The 18,611-nt window shown below is 52.8% G+C and carries 14 protein-coding genes and 1 pseudogene; 3 read left to right on the top strand and 12 right to left on the bottom strand.

Annotated elements, in window-relative coordinates; all coding sequences use genetic code 11:
* The 10 genes from QW71_RS24995 to QW71_RS25040 form a co-directional block, all read right to left on the bottom strand.
* The coding region (locus QW71_RS24995; protein WP_235441544.1) for a DEAD/DEAH box helicase at positions 1-1,177 on the bottom strand (1,177 nt) is incomplete at its 3' end.
* Between the two features lie 424 nt (positions 1,178-1,601).
* Positions 1,602-3,272: an AarF/ABC1/UbiB kinase family protein gene (locus QW71_RS25000; protein WP_039305486.1), complete on the bottom strand. Its 1,671-nt coding sequence runs from the start codon at positions 3,270-3,272 to the stop codon at positions 1,602-1,604.
* On the bottom strand, positions 3,273-3,629 hold the full coding sequence (locus QW71_RS25005; RefSeq protein WP_039305489.1) for a phasin family protein: 357 nt from the start codon (positions 3,627-3,629) through the stop codon (positions 3,273-3,275). It abuts the gene before it with no gap.
* A gap of 159 nt (positions 3,630-3,788) precedes the next feature.
* Complete coding sequence (locus tag QW71_RS25010; protein ID WP_039305493.1) at positions 3,789-4,421, bottom strand: ThuA domain-containing protein; 633 nt, start codon at positions 4,419-4,421, stop codon at positions 3,789-3,791.
* Positions 4,422-4,615: 194 nt separating this feature from the next.
* The gene (locus tag QW71_RS25015) at positions 4,616-5,428 is read right to left on the bottom strand and encodes a uroporphyrinogen-III synthase (protein ID WP_039305502.1); all 813 of its coding nucleotides are present in this window, start codon (positions 5,426-5,428) and stop codon (positions 4,616-4,618) included.
* 91 nt (positions 5,429-5,519) lie between these two features.
* Complete coding sequence (locus QW71_RS25020) at positions 5,520-7,574, bottom strand: methyl-accepting chemotaxis protein (protein WP_052770192.1); 2,055 nt, start codon at positions 7,572-7,574, stop codon at positions 5,520-5,522.
* 202 nt (positions 7,575-7,776) lie between these two features.
* Positions 7,777-8,172 carry a Fur family transcriptional regulator gene (locus QW71_RS25025; RefSeq protein ID WP_039305505.1) on the bottom strand — a complete coding sequence of 132 codons (396 nt, stop codon included), beginning with the start codon at positions 8,170-8,172 and terminating at the stop codon, positions 7,777-7,779.
* A gap of 73 nt (positions 8,173-8,245) precedes the next feature.
* Positions 8,246-9,352 (bottom strand): Ger(x)C family spore germination protein, encoded by a 1,107-nt coding sequence (locus tag QW71_RS25030; RefSeq protein ID WP_039305508.1) that lies wholly within the window; start codon positions 9,350-9,352, stop codon positions 8,246-8,248.
* Positions 9,349-10,446, bottom strand: a complete 1,098-nt coding sequence (locus tag QW71_RS25035; protein WP_039305511.1) for a GerAB/ArcD/ProY family transporter — start codon at positions 10,444-10,446, stop codon at positions 9,349-9,351. The genes QW71_RS25030 and QW71_RS25035 overlap by 4 nt, the downstream gene beginning before the upstream one ends.
* Entirely contained in the window at positions 10,446-11,813 is a 1,368-nt protein-coding gene (locus QW71_RS25040) for a spore germination protein (protein WP_047013970.1), read from the bottom strand. The genes QW71_RS25035 and QW71_RS25040 overlap by 1 nt, the downstream gene beginning before the upstream one ends.
* Positions 11,814-11,969: 156 nt before the next feature.
* Between QW71_RS25040 and QW71_RS25045 the strand changes: the two genes are divergently transcribed.
* The 3 genes and pseudogenes from QW71_RS25045 to QW71_RS37320 all read left to right on the top strand — a co-directional run bounded on the left by QW71_RS25045 (position 11,970) and on the right by QW71_RS37320 (position 14,766).
* Positions 11,970-13,523 carry an FAD-dependent oxidoreductase gene (locus tag QW71_RS25045; protein ID WP_039305514.1) on the top strand — a complete coding sequence of 518 codons (1,554 nt, stop codon included), beginning with the start codon at positions 11,970-11,972 and terminating at the stop codon, positions 13,521-13,523.
* 163 nt (positions 13,524-13,686) lie between these two features.
* A complete protein-coding gene (locus QW71_RS25050) occupies positions 13,687-14,406 on the top strand; it encodes a 3-ketoacyl-ACP reductase (RefSeq protein ID WP_039305517.1) in 720 nt (239 codons plus the stop codon).
* A 41-nt stretch (positions 14,407-14,447) separates the two neighbouring features.
* A pseudogene (locus tag QW71_RS37320) lies at positions 14,448-14,766 on the top strand (antibiotic biosynthesis monooxygenase).
* 97 nt (positions 14,767-14,863) lie between these two features.
* On the opposite strand, the gene QW71_RS25060 reads toward QW71_RS37320, so the two are convergent.
* Together QW71_RS25060 and QW71_RS25065 are read right to left on the bottom strand one after the other, a co-directional pair.
* Entirely contained in the window at positions 14,864-17,089 is a 2,226-nt protein-coding gene (locus QW71_RS25060; RefSeq protein WP_039305520.1) for an MMPL family transporter, read from the bottom strand.
* A 538-nt stretch (positions 17,090-17,627) separates the two neighbouring features.
* Positions 17,628-18,401: a hypothetical protein gene (locus QW71_RS25065; protein WP_039305523.1), complete on the bottom strand. Its 774-nt coding sequence runs from the start codon at positions 18,399-18,401 to the stop codon at positions 17,628-17,630.
* Between the last annotated feature and the right edge of the window lie 210 nt (positions 18,402-18,611).

Here is an 18,611-nt window from a genome sequence, read left to right on the forward strand (position 1 = left end):
GCCGCCCGCCGCGCGGCGAGCCGCCGCCTTGCACAGAGGTGAATTCGCCAACGCCGAATTCATCCTTCTCGTACCGGCGGCGGTCCAGCCGCTGGGAAATGCCGTGCTCGATCAGTTCGAGCCCGGCGCGTTCACGCGGCGAAGAGAATGTGATCGCAAGGCCTTTGCCTCCGGCGCGGCCCGTGCGGCCGATCCGGTGAATATAGCTGTCCGCATCCAGCGGAAGATCGTAGTTGAAGATGTGGGTGATGCCTTCCACATCAAGCCCGCGGGCTGCCACATCCGTAGCAACCAGCAGCTGCAGCTTGGCATCGCGGAACCGCTTCATGACCGCTTCGCGTTTGCCCTGCGACAAGTCGCCATGCAATTCGTCGCAGTCATACCCGGCCGCCTGCAGCGCTTCGTTCAGCTTGATGGCCCGGCGTTTGGTCCGGCAGAAGATGATCGCCAGGTACGGGCGGTCCCGCTCGATCAGGGAGATCAGCGCTTCTTCCTTATTGCGGTCAGAGCATTCCACTACCTGCTGGCGGATATTGTCCAGCGGTATTGGAGAGCCGCTCTTGATAATGATATCCAGCGGTTCTTTCATATAATTCGCAGCCAGTCGTTTGATCGGGTCCGGCATTGTCGCAGAGAACAGCATCGTCTGGCGGCGGTAAGGCACAGCCGTAATGATCGTCTCTACATCCTCCAGGAAGCCCATGTGCAGCATCTGGTCCGCTTCATCCAGCACCAGCATCTTCACGCCGCTTAAGTCCAGCGTCTCCCGGCGCAGGTGATCCAGCAGCCGTCCCGGCGTTCCGATAATCAGATGTCTGCCGCCTTCCAGCTTGCGGAGCTGCTTCTCCACATCCTGTCCGCCGTAGACTGCCAGAATCTTCACTCCCGTATGGCGCGCCAGCTTGCGCGCTTCCTCGGTAATCTGCAGCGCGAGTTCACGCGTCGGCGCGAGAATAAGCGCCTGCGGATAAGCCGCCTCTACCCGGATCTTGTCCATAATCGGCAGCAGGAAGGCCAGTGTCTTCCCTGTGCCCGTCTTGGCACGGGCAATGACATCGAGACCCTCTACGAGCGGCGGAATCGCCTCTTCCTGCACCGGCGTCGGCTTCACGATTCCCTGCCCCTTGAGCAGATCGTTTAGTACTTCAGAAACTCCTAATTCTTTAAAACCCGGCAATTGCTCCACCTCACTATTTTTCCTAAGTTTTCACTTCATAACTTATATTCATCCATTTATCGGAGTAATGTACGCATTCACAAGGCTTGGCCTGCGGCATAAGCCCGTTATCAGGCGGCAACGGCTGCACCGTCCTGCATAGCGTGCTGTGCCAGGACAGCCAGTCCAGATATCGCTCTCAGGTATCCGTATCAAACAAAAGCGGAAGAACCCCGTTGCCGGAGCCCTTCCGTTCCACTGGCCCGCAAGGCTGCAGTTGAAGTTCGGTTTCTGGGGCAGCAGCGATCCACCGGACATTCAGACGGCACTCCATTTGCGTTCCATTACACTTTAATTTTGGGCAAGTTATCTTTATATATTGTACTTGATTTCGCGCCGCTTGTGTGCATCTGCGGAAGAATAATTATTTCCCGGGCTTATCCCGCTAGAATCTTCCTGATTTGAATATCGAGAACAGCAGCCATATAATCATCAGCATAGCGATGACGGAGCCGATCTCCACGATGGGGAAATCCCAGAGCAGCGAAGGCTCTCCGCGCAGAGAGGAAGCAACAATCAGACCGGCCATAATAATGCTGAAGGCCAGCAGCACGATACTGAAGGAGAGCCGGTTGCCGACCCGGCTGAACTTGTGCTCCAGATTCTGGAGCTCAGGCACCCCAATCTCCACCTTGAGCTTCCCCTTGCTGAGCAGCGCGGAGAGCTGCCGGGCCTGGGCAGGAAGCTCCACCAGACTCTCGGCAAGATCGGCTACTCCGCCGAGCAGCTTGCGCTGCAGCCGGCTTCCGCTGAAGCGCTGCTTCACCAGCTGCCTGCCGAACGGCTCGGCCATCTGCACTATGCTGAAGGCCGGGTCGAGGCTGGCGACCATGCCCTCCAGCGTCAGCATCGTCTTGCCCAGCATCGCGAGATCCGGCGGAATAACCAGCCGGTGCTTGCGGGCAATGCCGAACAGATCATTCAGCGCCTTGCCAATGCTGACCTGCTTGAACGGGATATCATAATACTGCTCCCGCAGCCGGTCCATATCATCGTGCAGCGCCATCCGGTCGGCATCCTCCGGAATCACACCCAGCCTGAGAATGGCCCGTACCATCGAATCGGTATTCTTGCGCATCAGTGCGATCACGAGTGCGGAGAGCCCATCCTTCATTTCCTCGCTCAGCCGCCCGACCATCCCGAAATCAATCAAAGCCAGCTTGCCGTCCTCCAGCACCATGACATTGCCCGGATGCGGATCGGCATGAAAGAAGCCATGGATGAAAATCTGGTTCAGCATCATCTCTACAAGCTGCTGGGCAATAGTCTTGAGCTTGACGCCCTTGTTCAGCAGCTCATCCCTGCGGTTCAGCGTAATTCCGTCCACGTATTCCATCGTCAGCACCCGTGTGGAGCTGAAATCCCAATAGATGGCCGGTATATATACATTATCCTGGGCAGTCAGATGCCCGGCTATACGTTCGGCATTGCGCCCTTCCTGGGCATAATCAAGCTCGGCCATCAGGGCGCGGGAGAACTCCTCGACCATCCGGGTTAATCCGTATTGCTTGGCCCAGTCCATCTTCCGCTCAGCCAGGACGCTTAAATCCAGCAGAATTTCAAGATCCCGGCTCATGGTCCGCATGACGCCGGGACGCTGAATCTTGACCGCTACACTCTGGCCGCCGTGCAGGACCGCCCGGTGTACCTGACCGATGGAAGCCGCAGCAAGCGGATTGTTCTCGAAGTACTCAAAGACCGTATCCATATGCTGTTCGAGTTCCTGCTCGATAATATTGCGGGCCGTCTCGGCCGAGAACGGCGGCACATTGTCCTGCAGCTTAATAAGCTCCTGTATAATTGAATCCGGCAGCAGATCGGAACGTGTACTGGCGAGCTGGCCCAATTTGACAAACGTCGGCCCCAGATCCTCCAGCACCCGGCGGATCCGCTCCCCGAGTGTTACGCTTTCGTGAACCTCCTGCGTAATAATCCGGCGCGGAAGGGACAGAAGATGATAGAGGCCCAGTTCCTCCACCATATAGCCGAAGCCATGACGCATAAGCGCCATGGCTATTGCCCGGTACCGGCCGGCATGTCTTATGCGGACTGCCATTTATTCCGTATGCGTTTCCGGCACGACATCCTCCTGGGTGCGGGGAGCCGTATTGCCCTCCAGCTCGGCTACGCGGCGCTCAAGCACAGCAATGCGCGATTCCAGTCCGGCAATGTCTCCTTGAACAGGCACCTTGAGCTCCTTCAGCACCTTCTGAACCTGCTCATGTACAGCCGCTTTGAAGGTACCGCGTTCTTCTTCACCGCGCTCCACCAGCCGGTCAACCAGTGCCTTGGATTCCGATGGCGCAAGCTCGCCCCGCTTGACGAGTTCATCTACGACCTTTTCAACCTTTTCCTTGCTGACAATGGTGAGGCCCACTCCTAAAGAGATTGCTTTCTTGAACAAATCACTCATGGTACTTCCCTCCCAAAGATTCCAGTTATGGTTAGAGTATACCCCTTAGCGGGCCAATTCACAAAATAACCCCACAAAGTGGGGCCAAATCTTCGATGATTACTCAGGTACTTTGCGGGAACCCCAAAAATATATACTGTCTTTCACAAAAGTCCGGGGTTATCTGGGAATCCGTGCCGCCCAGGTGGCTGCGCGCAGAATCAGCTGGCGGACTGCCGGATGACGGAACGACGGCTCATGATGGCCGGGCATCAGATAGACAACCCGTCCCTGACCGTAGCTGTGGCACCAGGCCGCAGGCAGCATTTCCCCGTCCGCTTCATATTCAAGCAGAATCTTCTTATCGGTGAAGGGGTCGAACTCGAAACGGTACGGCTCTTCATCGAGCTGGAAATCCTCAATGCCTTCGGTGATATCATGTTCCCGCACCTTGAAATTCAGCGGGGCATAGGGAGGATGTCCGGTGAATCTGCCGCCGATCAGATGTGCCAGCTCATACCGCTTCGCCAGCGAAACACCGGTATGCAGGACAATCAGGCCGCCGCCCCCGCTTACATAACTCAGCAAACCCGCCGTCTGCTGGGGAGATACGGTTTCGTTCCATAATTCGTTATATGCAATGCAGAGATCATATCCTGCCAAATGTTCGCTTAACAGCAGCTTTTTATTCTCCGAGCACTGTACGGTCAGAAGATCATTCAGAATCTCGCTGACCTGCTTGTCTACGCCTTGCAGCGGGTGAAACCGTGGGTGGGTATAATCGCCAAGTAACAGGCATTTTCTCTTATCCATGGGTCTCCTCCTCCTTATTTCTTTATCTTTGTAGTTGAACGTTGCCTATTATTCTAAGGAAAACAGCCCCCGATGTCCATAAAACGGACTGCCTTTATAGTAAGAATACGCTAATCCGGGTGGTCCAAAAAGAATTCCCGTCCTGTACCGGACGGGAATTCCTGCTCTGGGCGCCTGTGCAGCACAGCCTGCTGTTACCGGGAAGCCGCGATATAGCGGCCCAGCTCTACGAACATGCTGCCCATCCGTTCATGCTCCGGCATAATGATCCGCTTCACGCCCTCTTCTTTGAGGGCTTCAGAGGTAAGCCGGCCGACAGATACAGCCAGCACCTTATCCTCCAAAGCCTGAACGAGTTCTTCCAGCCTGCCCTGCTCCCGCGCATACTGCGTCAGGAAGCGGAATTGCGGAGCACTTGTGAAGGCTACCGCGTTCACACGGCCTTCTGTAATATCCGCCAGCAGCAGCGCCAGTGCTCCCGGCTCCGGCTGCGTGTACCGGTACGGCTGCACCCAGCTGACCTCTGCTCCCGCCTGCTCCAGCCACTGGACCAGATGCGGGGCGGACTCTCCGTGCAGCTGCAGTCTGACCCGCTTGCCCTGCAAATCCCAATCCTGCAAACCGCGGATCAGCCCCTTGGTGCTGCCGTCATCGTCGCGCACCACAGGCTCCAGCCCCCGCTTCTTCAAGGCATTGACTGTCTTATAGCCGCGCGCAGCAATAGGTGAAGCGGAGAGAACTTCCAGGAAGCGGTCCGCAAGCTCCAGCTTCGCGGCCATCTCGAACAATGCGTCGAGTCCCATTCCGGTCGTCAGAACCGCCAGGTCCGGAGGCTGGTCTGTCCAGGCCGTCAGCCCGTCACGCAGTGCAGCATCATCCAGAAATGACGTCCCCTGAGCCGGACGGTGCAGCGCAGTCCCACCCATATTCTGTACCAGTTTGGCCATTTCTTCCGCCTTGCGCGGACCCGCCAGGGCAATGGTAATGCCCTTCAATTGCTCTGCCATGAATGCGTCTCTCCTTCGTCACCCCATATTATTGCTTATCAGTATACTTGCAAAAGGAGGTAAAAGGGAAGACCGCAGCGCACTTTCTGCTTCAGGAATTCCGCTGGTCTCCGGAACTAACGCTATTCTGCCGGACGGTATCCGCTGCACCCGGAGCCTGATTTCCCGGATATAATTTGAATTTGCCGACCAGCCGCTGCAGTTCATCGGCAAGATGGCTCAGATCTGCCGAGGAAGAAGCGATCTCTTCCACCGATGCCAGCTGCTGCTGTGCAGCAGCGGAGATAGTTTCGGTATTGCCTGCCGCCTCCTGGGTGATCCCGCGAATCTCACCAATGGCCTTCTCCATACTATCCGCTTCTGCCGTCAGCGTATGCACAGCTCCATTCATCGCTTCAATCTTCTCAGCCGCCCCTTTAACCGCCCTGCGGATCCGTGAGAAGGAGCGTCCGGTCGTATCAACCGCCATAATACCTTCGGATACCCGGTTCTTCGCATACTCCATGGTAGCTGTAGCCTGGGTCATCTCCGCATTAATTGAAGTAATCTGTTCGGAGATCATCCTTGCCGACTTCTCTGATTCTTCAGCCAGCTTACGCACCTCTGAAGCGACAACCGCGAAGCCGCGGCCCTGCTCGCCTGCTCTGGCCGCTTCAATGGAAGCATTCAGCGCCAGCAGGTTGGTCTGCCGCGAGATCCCGGTAATTACACCGACAATCCCCTGGATCTGTCCGGTCCGCTCATTAAGCTTATCAATGACCCCGCCCAGCTCCTCTACTGTTTCATGAATCCCGTTGATCTTATCGACTACACTGATTACAGATTCATTCCCCTCTGAAGCGGAGAGCGAGGTCTTGTCCATCATCGCCGATACTTGCTCCATAAACCCGGAAATATGCTCTACCTCGCTTGTAGTGGCAGCCGTACTTATCATTCCTTTATGGACACTGTTAACCTGGCGCTCTGTTCCGGCCGCTACCTCCTGGATTGCTATCGTAACATGCTCTATCGCTTTGGTAGTCTGCTCGGCCCCCGCTGTCAGTTCCTCGGCGGATGAGGAGACATTGTCGGTCATCTCCTGTACACCGATAATCATCTGCCGCAGATTGCCGACCATCAGGTGGAAATTCTCAGCCAGCAGGCCAATCTCATCTCTGCGGAAGTCCCCGATATCCTGTGACAGGTCGCCCCCGGCGATTAGCTCCGTCGCTCTGCGCAGCCGCATCAGCGGCTTCAGGATCGATGAGACATTGAGGTAGATAAGCACCAGCGCCAGCAATACAGAAACAGAGATTACAATTAATACCGTCTCCCGGATATCACTCGTCGCACGGGTAATCTCATTCTTGCTGATGGTCCCCCCGATTCTCCAGCCGGTCAGCTCATTCACCATGAAGGTCATCTTCTTGGAGGAATCCTTATAGTCATAATCGAAGCTGCCGCTCTCACTTTCGAACATTTGCTTCACGAAATCAAGCGAGGACTCCTCGCCAATAGCTTCGGTCGGGTGAACCAGGAATTTCTTGCTGCTGTCGATAATCAGAATATAGCCTTCTTCGCCTACCTTGATATCTGTCAGATCGGCCAGCGAAGACAGGTTCAGATCCAGACCCACTACCCCGTTCCCGCCTTCCAGCACTGCTGAAATTGCAATAGCCGACTCATTATTTACCGTCTGGAATACCGGTGAGATCACAATCCCGCTGCCATGCTTAAGCGCATTGATATAAGCGTTCTCCTTGCGCGGGTCATAGCCGTCCGGCAGCTGGATATCGGCAGCACGGATACCCTTGCCTTTACTGGTTCCGGCATAAATATCAAGCACATCGGAATGCAGTTTGGCATACTCCTTAAGTCTGGCCTCCAGTGCAGGCGCGGCCGCCCCCGCCGCTTCATTGTTAATAGAGTCCGCCGTGAGCTGTGCAGCAAAGTAATTAATATCATCAATTTTGGATTGAATGTTTGCATCGATAATCTCGTTAACCGCCACTACACTTTCCGTGGCATTTTGGGTGAGCTGCTCCCCGACTTTACTGCTGGCCGATTGATAGGTCTGCCAGCCTATAATGATGCTAGGTACAAGCAAAACAAGCAAATATGTAAGAATTAGCTTCGTGCGGATGGTCAGACGCGCCTTTTTATTCATATGATGGCTCACTCTCTCTTTCTTTATGGGTCTTAAGCACGATAAATCTGCAGCCTCAATATATAATTAAATATCGCCCCTGGAAATCCTCTTTTCTCAGGGAATTCATTATAATTCTCCTATGTTGCTTAATAATTTTCATATATACACAGCAAAAAACCGTTTTTATGAAAACGGTCTTTTGTTATATTTATTCTTTTTTCTAGTGCGAATTCTTATTCCGGCAGGCTGGACATACGCCTCCAAATACAACATGTGTATGGGTGATGGAATAACCCGTATCCTCCGCTACCGTGTCGATCCACGCCTGCGGAACCTGACTCATCACTTCATCCACTGCGCCGCAGATTTCACAGATAATATGCTGATGGTCGTCCAGACGGGCATCATATCTGCTGGCCGCCTCTCCGAGCTTCAGTTCACGGATCATTTGTTTATCCGAAAGATACCGCAGTGAATTATAGACAGTCCCATAGGCCAGGTTATGCCCCTGCTCTACAAGCCGGTTCATTACTTCCGCAGCAGTAGGATGGTCATGGGAATTACGGACGATATCATACACGGCTTGACGTTGAGAGGTTAAGTTCAGCGTTCTCATCTTTATCATCCTCTGACTTGTTTTTAGATCAAGTATAAGTCCTAGTGCCGGAAGCGTCAATCCGAGCGGGGCTCTATTTGATCATTCCCGAGTATTTCACATCCACATCCGCCTTAACCTGAAATTTCAGCCGGGGATACAACCTCTCCCACACCGCCATTTCTGTGTCATTATTCCAGTGCCGGGCCCCGTAATGCAGCCCCCAGCCCATAGGATCCATCCCGCTGTCCCGGATTTTGATTAGCAATGCTGTAACTGCCTTGCTGAGTTCCGCTGCCCCTGACTCCCCGATCTCCTTCAGCATGTGGTGAGTAATCATATCCTCTGTACTATTTTCCTCCAGAATTGCCCGGATCTTAATGTTGTACCGGATGTACGGGTTATCCTCCTGCTGCGTCACAATCCGGTAGCTGGAGGAGCTGCTCTCTGTATAGTACTGGTACATCCTGCCGCCTAAGTGAGCCGGAAAGTTCGTACGCAGATTGGACCGGGACAGCAGATTGAACAGTCTGGTCTCGTCAGGCGTGAGAACAAGCTTGATTTTATTCTTATCCAGCAAGGCAATCTTATCGATTAGGAACTGCTCTTCCCCCTGCGCTTCAATAATAGGCAGAATTGGATCGATACCATTCTCATAAATACTCCGCATCAGCTGATAGGAGAACACTCTGGAGATAAAGGGCGACTCTGTGCCTTGTCCGTTCATCGCCAGAATCAGCGAGTTGGACGGGATTCGCTCGGACGGCGGCTTCACCTGCAGTACTTCCAGCGCCCCCGGCCTTCCGATGGCAAAATTCAGGATCAGCTGGATATCTCTGCGCCGCACCGCCCAGTCCATCACATGCCTGATGTCTTTGGCAGCGATTTGTTCACCCAGGATCAGCGACTTGCAGTGGACATAGTCCAGCTCCTTCTCCACTTTGGACTTCATTCTGCGCAGTGCCTCGGAGATACTCTCCGATTCTTCGGTAAGGATCTGCATCTTCTCATCGATCTTGGTAACATCCCCTTGCGGGATTGCCAGCTTCAGGCTCACCTTGAATGTTCCTTCCACCTTGCCGGGATCGATCCCGATGGCGACCACAAATATTCTCCGGTCGATATCTTTGAAATTGCAGCCTGTCACTGTCATGCACATCAGCAACAACAGAAGGAAGACTGCACTCCTTTTTGTTCTCATACCCTCCGCCTCCTTACAATCCAGTAGCACCAGAACAGCAGGAGAATCAGCAGCAGCTCCCCGTACCAGCGGATATGCAGCAGGAATACCCCAAGCAAATTAAGGTCGTATTGATCCATACGCATAAGGGCGAAGGCTCCGGCAGCAAACAGGACCAGGATAACGATCTCCTGACGCAGTTTTTTCTTAGGCTTCTTAGCCGTGGAGGGCAACAGACTGAGCAGCAGCTCTTTGCCGACATGCCACTGGATAATGGCACTGACCAGAGATAATGTAATGTAGGCGAAATAGAAGATATACAGCATGCGTTCGATCAAGAAGGCTTCGATGCGGATGCTGTCTGCCGTTGTAAACCACGTATACACATGCCGATCAACGCCAACGGTCCCGTGATATCCGATCGGCACAAAAAAGCATATGGCAAGCACTAGAAAACCTTCCAGACTTAGAATCCATATATGCCTCAGCTTCAGTCCATGAAATACACGGTTGAATACCGCCAGATTGATATAACCGCTGAAGGTAAATGTTGCGGCCGCAATACTGTTCATATCCGGGGCATGCAGAGAGTGAGTCATCACCTGTAGCACGGCATCCCAGCTGAAATCCGGGTTAATAATCGCCTTGACTGTTGTATACAGAATTAAAGGCAGGGTAATCCCCAGCGTAAGCTCCAGTCCGTAGAGCAATGACAGCGAGTCTATCCGGGAACACAGGCAGACAACGGCCAGGAAGCCGAGTAATATTGCATACGGCCCTGTATCCGGGCTGATAAAACGCAGCGTAATGTCCACAAAGGACAGCAGGATCAGCGCCCCGGCCATATACCAGAGAACCGCATATACAAAAATCAGCGGAGCAGCCAGCTGCTTCGGCAAGGCCGACCCGAAGATTTCCGGCAGTCCCTGTCCGGGGAATTTATTGATGACTTTGGTGAACAGGTAGATAAATAGGGTGCCCGTAACCACCGCAACCAGAATGGAGGACTGCGCCCCGTCAAAGCGGGCATCGATCAGCTCCCGGGGGGCGAAATTAATGATGTTGATCAGGGTATTCATGAGAAAAAGACAATAGAAATAGCGGCTCTTAGCCATCACTCCCCACCGCTTTTCTTCCTCAGGGTCGTTCCCAGCGTATCGAGGAAAAACATCTTGAAATACGGCTGGCCGAAGCTGCGCTGGCTGCATAAATACATGGTGAAGCCCACCAGGCAGATGACAACACCGACAAGACCGAGCACTGCCGCAGCTATGACGAAGAAATATTTCAGCACACGGATGGAGAAGCTCATCATATTCAGCGGAATCAGGAAATTGGATATCGCCACAACGGAAACCAGAATAATCATAATGTTGCCGATCAGTCCTGCCGCAGTAGCGGCTTGGCCCAGAATCAGACCGCCAACCGTAGTGGCCGTCGGACCAATAGCCCGGGGCAGCCGCAAGCTCGCTTCGGTCAGAAATTCCATCATGATCATCATAAGAATGACCTCGACAAAAGAAGGATAAGGCACCGTAGCACGGCTTCCCCCAATCAGCAGGGCAATCTGCACGCGCACAATCTCCGGATTATAGGAGGTGAAAGCAATGTACAGGGCAGGCAGCCACAGTGTCATGGCCACACCGAGAATGCGCAGCAGCTTTAAGAAACGTCCAACAAAGGGAAGATGGATTTTATCATCCATAGCTGTGAAGAAATCATTGAAAATAGACGGAAGCACAATCGCGTATCCGGTAGTATCCAGCATTACAGCAACCTTGCCTTCAGCCAAATTGAACACCACCCGGTCCGGGCGCTCCGTAACAATCGTTTTGGGGAAAATGCGCAGCTTGTCGCTGCTGATATATTTCTCCAGCTCACCGGCAGCCTGCAGAACATCCAGCTTAAGAGAGTCCAGCTTCTCTTTTAATTCGGCCAGAACATTGTGATTCACTCTGCTCTCGTCATAGAGTATAGCCACCTTGGTCTTGGACACGTTGCCGATGATGGTGAACTCCATCTTCAGTGACGAGGATTGATAACGCCGCCGGATCAGGTTCAGATTAACCGCCAGACTCTCGCCCAGCGCATCTGACGGGCCTTGGCTGATACTCTCGGTTATCGTTTCTTTAACACCGCTAACCTCAGCCTTGAGCGCATCGAAGAAGAAGAACCGGCCAGCCTGGCCTATACAGGCATAACCGCTAAGCAGAAGGTCCAGCGCACGCGTCCCCTCTGTAACCTCCTCACTTCCGGGGTAATCCGCAATGTAGCTATAGTAAGCTGCCGGATCGCCCATCTCGTAGAACGGCGCAACCACATTCCGTCTGATGGTCTGTCCATCCGTAACACTCTTGATATACAGCAGGCTGACCTCTCCAGAGGGAACGGCCATGATCTTGTCCTCAAGGTCACCGAAACCGCTCAGCTGTCCCCTGATCCATTCCAGGGTCACTCCCTGCTTATGCACTTGTCCTGACATGGATCATTCTCCCTCCAGGCCCGAATTGCCGGGGACTTCCCCTTATTTTGGCACTGTCGCCCTCTTTTCATGCAACCGCTGCCGGGTCACGGCGTTTCTTTTGCCGGAAGTGTGGTAATAAATGAAATGAATAATGACTAATGGAGGGATCAACTCATGAATTCACAGGATCACCGCTCGCAAGGTCTTCCGCAATTTCCGGAATCATTATGGAGGGGCAGCACGGAGCTGCCCTCTTTTCCGGAGCTTGCGGAAGATCATGTCACAGATGTAGCTATTGTCGGAGCAGGCATTACCGGCATTACGACAGCTTATTTACTATCCAAGGCCGGGTATAAGGTCACTCTGCTCGAAGCCGGAGAGATCTTCGGCGGCACCACCGGCTTCACCAGCGCCAAGATCACCGCCCAGCACGGAATGATCTACAGTGATCTGCTGAAGCACTTTGGGGAGGAACAGGCCCGGCTCTATTTCCAGTCAAACAGTGAAGCGCTGGAGTGGATGATCGCTACGGCTGAAGAACTGGGGCTGTCCTGCGGGTTGACGCGGGAAGCTGCGTATCTGTATGCCGATATGGGAGATGAGAAGACGCTTAAGCAGCTGGCTGCTGAATTCGAGGCATACAGCAAGCTTGGACTGCCCGGAGAATGGCTGGACCAGGTTTCGCTGCCACTTAGAGCCGGCGGTGCGATCAAGCTGCCCGGACAAGCCCGTTTTCATCCGCTGGAGTACCTGAAAGGGCTGCTGCAGATCGTACTGGACAAAGGCGGCACGGTATACGAGCATACGATGATTGGTGAAAAGGTCGATACGGACGGGCAGCTCACCCTCTACACCGAAGGGGAGAAGTTCAAAATTAAATGCCGCCATGCCGTGTCCGCCTCCCATTTCCCATTCTATGATGGAGGCTCCCTCTATTTCTCGCGGCTGCACGCGGAGCGGTCCTATTGTCTGGCTATTGAGCCGGAAGCAGATTATGAGGGCGGCATGTACCTGAGTGCCAGTGAACCTACCCGCTCGCTGCGCGCGGTGGAATGGGACGGGCGGAAGCTGGTTATCGTCGGCGGTAATAACCACAAGACCGGACAAGGCATCTGCACCTTCGGCCACTATGAGAATCTGGAGAAGTTTGCGGGAGAATTGCTCGGCATTCGCAGCATTCCCTTCCGCTGGTCGGCGCAGGATCTGATTACCCTGGACCGGGTTCCCTACATCGGCAAGCGGGCGGAGGATGAAGAAGTCTATATTGCCACAGGCTTCGCCAAGTGGGGCATGACCAGCGGAACGCTGGCTGCACGCCTGATTACAGATGGAATCCTGGGAAGCAGCAACCCTTATAAGGAGCTGTACGATCCGACACGCTTCAAGGCTAATCCGGGCATCAAAAATTTCATTGTACAGAACTTCTCGGTTGCCAAAGAACTTGTAGCCGGAAAAGTGGAGATTATCCATAAAAAAACAGACGAGCTTGCGCCGGATGAAGGGGCCGTTGTTTTCCATGACGGCAAACGGGTTGGCGGCTACCGCGACCCTGAGGGCAAGCTGCATCTCGTGGACAGAACCTGCACACATATGGGCTGTGAATGCGAGTGGAATGACGGGGAACGCTCCTGGGATTGCCCGTGCCACGGCTCCCGCTTCTCTTATGAGGGCGATGTGCTCGAAGGACCGGCCACAGTGCCGCTTAAGAACCTCACAGCCAAGCAGTGAGTCTGCTTCATATACAGCAGTGTACAGAGACATTCAATTAGAATGGACTGTCTTGTCCCTCTCCGCCTGTCCCGGCGTGATTGTCTCTGTCCGCTCAGGTATAATAGCCTTATGTTCATCCAATATATAGAATTTTCTATCTTAAGGAGCGTGACGACAGGTTATGGATTTAAGAGGAACCAGTATTGTAATTACAGGTGCAGGTAAAGGGATCGGCAAAGCACTCGCGATGGCACTCGCTAAAGAAGGCGCCAACCTGGGGCTTATCTCCAGAACTTCAGCAGATCTGGAGGCACTGAAATCGGCATTGACTGAGGTATATGACATCAAGGTCAGCATTGCTGTAGCTGATATCGCGGTGCGTGAAGAAGCAGAGCGGGCGGTTGTCGCCCTGCAGAATGACCTTGGCCCGTTCGACGCGCTTATCAACAATGCCGGGATTGCCCAGTTTGGCACTTTCCTGGAGATGGACCCCGCTGACTGGGAGCGCCATATGCAGATCAATCTGTTCGGCACTTATTATGTAACCCGTGCAGCACTGCCTGCTATGATTGAACGTTCCAGCGGCAACATCATCAATATCTCTTCTACAGCAGGAGAACGCGGCTTCGCTACAGGCTCAGCCTATTGTGCTTCCAAGTTCGCTCTGATGGGTATGACGGAAGCGCTGGCGATGGAGGTCCGCAAGCATAATATCCGTGTTGTGGCACTGACCCCCAGCACCGTCAACACAGGTCTGGCCACCGGTGCCGGCTTGAAGATCGGTGATGAAGACCGGATGATGCAGCCCGAGGATGTGGCCGAGCTAACGCTCGCTGCCTTGAAGCTTCCAGACCGCGTCTTCCTGAAGACCGCTGGCATCTGGACGACCAATCCGCAATAACAATGGCAGATTACACCCACACCTTATGAGGAGGACTTGGCATGCTGGTAGTAACCAACACGATTAAGATCAAAGAAGGACATGGCGAAGCACTGGCCTCGCGTTTTGGGGCAGACAATGGGGTGCAGAGCATGCCCGGATTTATCCGCATGGAGGTCTGGCAGGGCGCGCCCAAAGAAGGCGTGGAGGAACTGAAGATCTGTACTGTCTGGGAGAGCGAGGAAGCGCTGAGCGGCTGGCGGCTGGACGTCCAGCCCCGCCTTCCGCGATTCGCACCGCGGGGCCGGCCGGAATGAAGCTATTGTCGGCGCCTCACTCGACAAGTATGAGCTGGTACTCAGCCGAACTCCCGGTAACTGAATCTAGCCGTTATACGCATATACACAACAGGGATGCCCCGCAGCCTTTAAGGCTTGACGGGGCATCCCTGTTATTGCATCTGCAGTTCACAACCCGGTTATTCGCGGCCTGCTGCCGGAGACTCGCTCACGTCCTGATGCTTGCCCGGCCAGAAGGCCCGGCGGCCCAGAAGCACGGTGATGGCCGGAACCAGGAACGGCCGGACCACGAAGGTATCGAGCAGTACGCCAATCGCGGTGATGATGCCGAATTGCACCAGCACCTGAATCGGCAGACTCGCCAATACGGCGAAGGTACCTGCCAGAATGAGTCCGGCGGAGGTGATTACCGATCCGGTTTCGTTCACGCCTTCGGCGATGGCCTGCTTCAGCGGCATAGCTTTACGCTTTTTCCAGATATTCGAGATCATGAAGATGTTATAATCCTCGCCCAGCGCTACCAGGAAGACGAAGGAATAGAGCGGAATTGCGCCTTGAATCGCATCTGCACCGAGCAGATAATGAATAATAATCCAGCCCAGACCGAGTGCCGAGAAGAAAGAGAGAATTACCGTAGCCACCAGATAAATGGTCGCCACTACAGATCGGAGATAGATCAGCAGCAGCACTGTAATCATCCCGATAACCACCGGTATAATCAGATCGGTATCCCGTTCCCCGAGCTCCTTGGTATCATACTGGGTAGCGGTCTGTCCGCTAATCCATACCTTATCCTGCGCGTTCTCTATTCCCGACTCCGCCAGAGCCTGCTCTACAGTAGCCTGAAGTGCCGGAATGTGATTCATCGCCTCGATGGAATACGGATTAGCCTTGAATTCAATATCATATGCAGTGATGTTCTTATTGACGGCCCCCTGCTGCGGATCAGACACTACGTCCACATAGGACAGGCCTCCCAGGATGACCTTCAGATCTTCTCCGCCGCTCAGGCCCTCTGTATCCACCATCAGCTTGGCCGGCGCCAGCTCTCCGGGAGAGAACTGCTTGCCGATCAGGTCGAACCCTTCACGTGATTCCATATCTTTCGGGAAGGAGGACAGGATATCATAGGTGAATTTAATTCCGCTGGAGAACGAGGCCAGAATACCCAATACCACCACGGTTACTCCCACGATCGCCCATGGCCGGGAAATGACAAGATACCCGATTCCTTTTTGGGACGAACGCTTCGGCTGCGGTACCGGCTTCCCCTTGGCCTTGGCCCGCTCAATCTCCATTTGCGGAGTACGCGGAACGAACGGGAAGAACGAGGTTCGCCCGAAAATAGCCAGGAGTGCCGGAACCAGCGTCAGACTGGCAATCCCCATAATCAGAATGGAGACACTGAACGGAACCGCAAAGCGGTGGTACGCACCGTATTTGGCCAGCAGCAGCGCGAAGAGCGCAAGGACAACTGTGAATCCGCTCATGGCGATCGCTCCGGAGGAATGGGTGATTGCACTCAGCAGTGCACGCCCCTTGCTCTCCTCAACCTTCAGCATCTGGCGGAACCGGGAAATCATAAACAGGCAGTAGTCTGTCCCCGCCCCGAAGAGCAGCACCGTCATAATAGATACGGCCTGCGAGTCTACCGTAATCCAGCCTTCCTCTGCCATCTTGCCAAGCAGCGGACTGGTCACGCCATAAGCAAAGCCGACGCCAACGAGCGGTATCAATGCCAGAATCGGCGACCGGTAGATCAGGAGCAGGAAGACCAGCACCAGAATTACCGTTGCAATCAGCAGTGAAACGTCGGCATTCTTGAACAGGCCTGTAGCATCTACCGATATCCCGACAGGGCCGGTAATCCGCAGGCTTAAGTCGCCGCTGCCTTGCTTCACTGAAGAAGGATCCGTGCCTGTTTCAGTACTCACCAGCTTCTTCATCTCAGTCAGCGATTCCCCGAGCTGGTCACTGTCTGCCTTCTTGTCAAACAGCACCGGTGTGACGAGTGTGCTTCTGTCCTCCGACAGTGAGGCCTGCAGCGCCTGCGGCGGCAGCTGTCCAAGCGGCGGAACGAAGTTCTGATGCGCGAGCGGCTGCTGTTCAAGCTTGGAGTATACAGCAGTTATATGTAAGAGATCTTCCTCTGATAATCCGCCTTCACGATGCCATACCAGCAAGGCCGGTACACCGCTTCCGGCAGGGAATTCTGCCTCCGCAAGGGCCGCTGCGCGGACAGATTGCGAATCCTCCGGCAGGTTGGGCGCGTTATTGACAACCTGCGAGTTGACCGAAGGCCAGATCATAGTCAAAGCCCCTACAACTGCAATCCACACCAGAAGGGTAATCCATTTAGTTTTGCCTCCTGCTACCCATTTACCGTAGCCTGACATTCCTTTCATCCTCTCTCCCATCCGCAGGCCTAAAATGAGCCGCGGGTCATTTTTACTATCCTTATCATATATACCTTAAAAATTTAAATCAAACCTTTTTTATGTTAACAAAGCTGAAAGGGGTTCTATTCTGTTCCCCGGCAAAACAAACAGGCCCGCAAATCGCCATAAGCGATATGTGGACCCTCGTATATTGGATTCCCTACCTCTACGCTTCTACAGTTTCCCTGTTAAACGCTAAAGCTGATGAATATTTAAGATTTCTTGAGCTCTCCGGTTCCATTAATCCAGAAAACTCCAGTACTGATCTGCTACTTTTTTTTCTGCTTATCAGCGATATATAAAAGTATTCCTATGATGGCCAGCAAAAAAAGATATAAAGAATCATCACCGCTAACTAAGCGTACTCCAAATAGGGAAGACACACCAACCAATAAATAAAAAACGGAAATTGTAATTATCATGTAAATGTAGACCATTTACTCTCCCCATGTCTTATGTACGGGGGCAAATCACAATTCATTGCTGCTCCAGTACATATTATTTTTTAATAAGTGAAATTAAAACGATCAGTAAAATCTTCTATTGCTGCTCCCGAAAAGTCTACACTAAAAAAATTTAAAATAGCCAATGCTGCTCCGGGAATTAGTTTATGAGCATAACCGAGTGCTACAGAACCCGTTTGTCCGGCGTATGATTTTGCTACCCTTATTTCCTGCTTTAAATATCCATCTTGTGATTGATCTCCAGTCGAAATAATATTGATCTCTACTGCATCCCCATCATTTTCTTGTTTTTGAATTTTATTTGTATATTGGAATAATTGTGGATCTGATCTCCAATTATGAACGCTATAAGGTGCTCCGTAAGGTGTGGCCTGGCTCTGCCAAGCCATTCCAAGCGTGTCTGTAAAACAGAAAGTAGGTGCTTTTGCCCAATTATACTGTGCATATATATTATAGCTGTTTTCGGAGCTATTAGGTGAACTGTTTTTTGTTGCAAATCCATATAAAGAAAAATTGCCTTCTTGGACAGACCTTGTGGAAAATTGATTAGAAGAAACTACTTTCCCCTCTTCATCTATAATGGTTTTTACAGGATTCAATTTTTCAGCCTTAATTTTTATGCCGCCATCACTGACAATCTGCTTTTTTAAAGCTAAGGATATAAAACTGGTTTCTTCAGTCGTAAACCCCATTTGCCCAAGATAATCATTAAGCTCAGATTCGGAAAGCGTATCTGTATTCTCTAAAGGGGCTATATACTCTGGCTCTGCAACGACGTTATCAGATGCAAAAACAGGAAACGAGAAAAGAAGCATCAAAGCAAAAGATAAAAAGAAGGCAGAAGCTACCTCTCACCACGAAGAGATAGCGAGAAAAGATTCTTATTTTTGAGAACGATGTCAACGCTGACTTTTAATACGGTAGTCCATCTTCACTTAGAAACAAGAGAGCAATAACGGTGCATATAGAAAAACAATCCAAAGATTAAGGGGTACTAGGTAACGCTTAATAGACCCCAGGTCCAT

The sequence above is a fragment of the Paenibacillus sp. IHB B 3415 genome (genome assembly GCF_000802655.2).
GTDB classification, from domain to species: domain Bacteria; phylum Bacillota; class Bacilli; order Paenibacillales; family Paenibacillaceae; genus Paenibacillus_AQ; species Paenibacillus_AQ phytohabitans.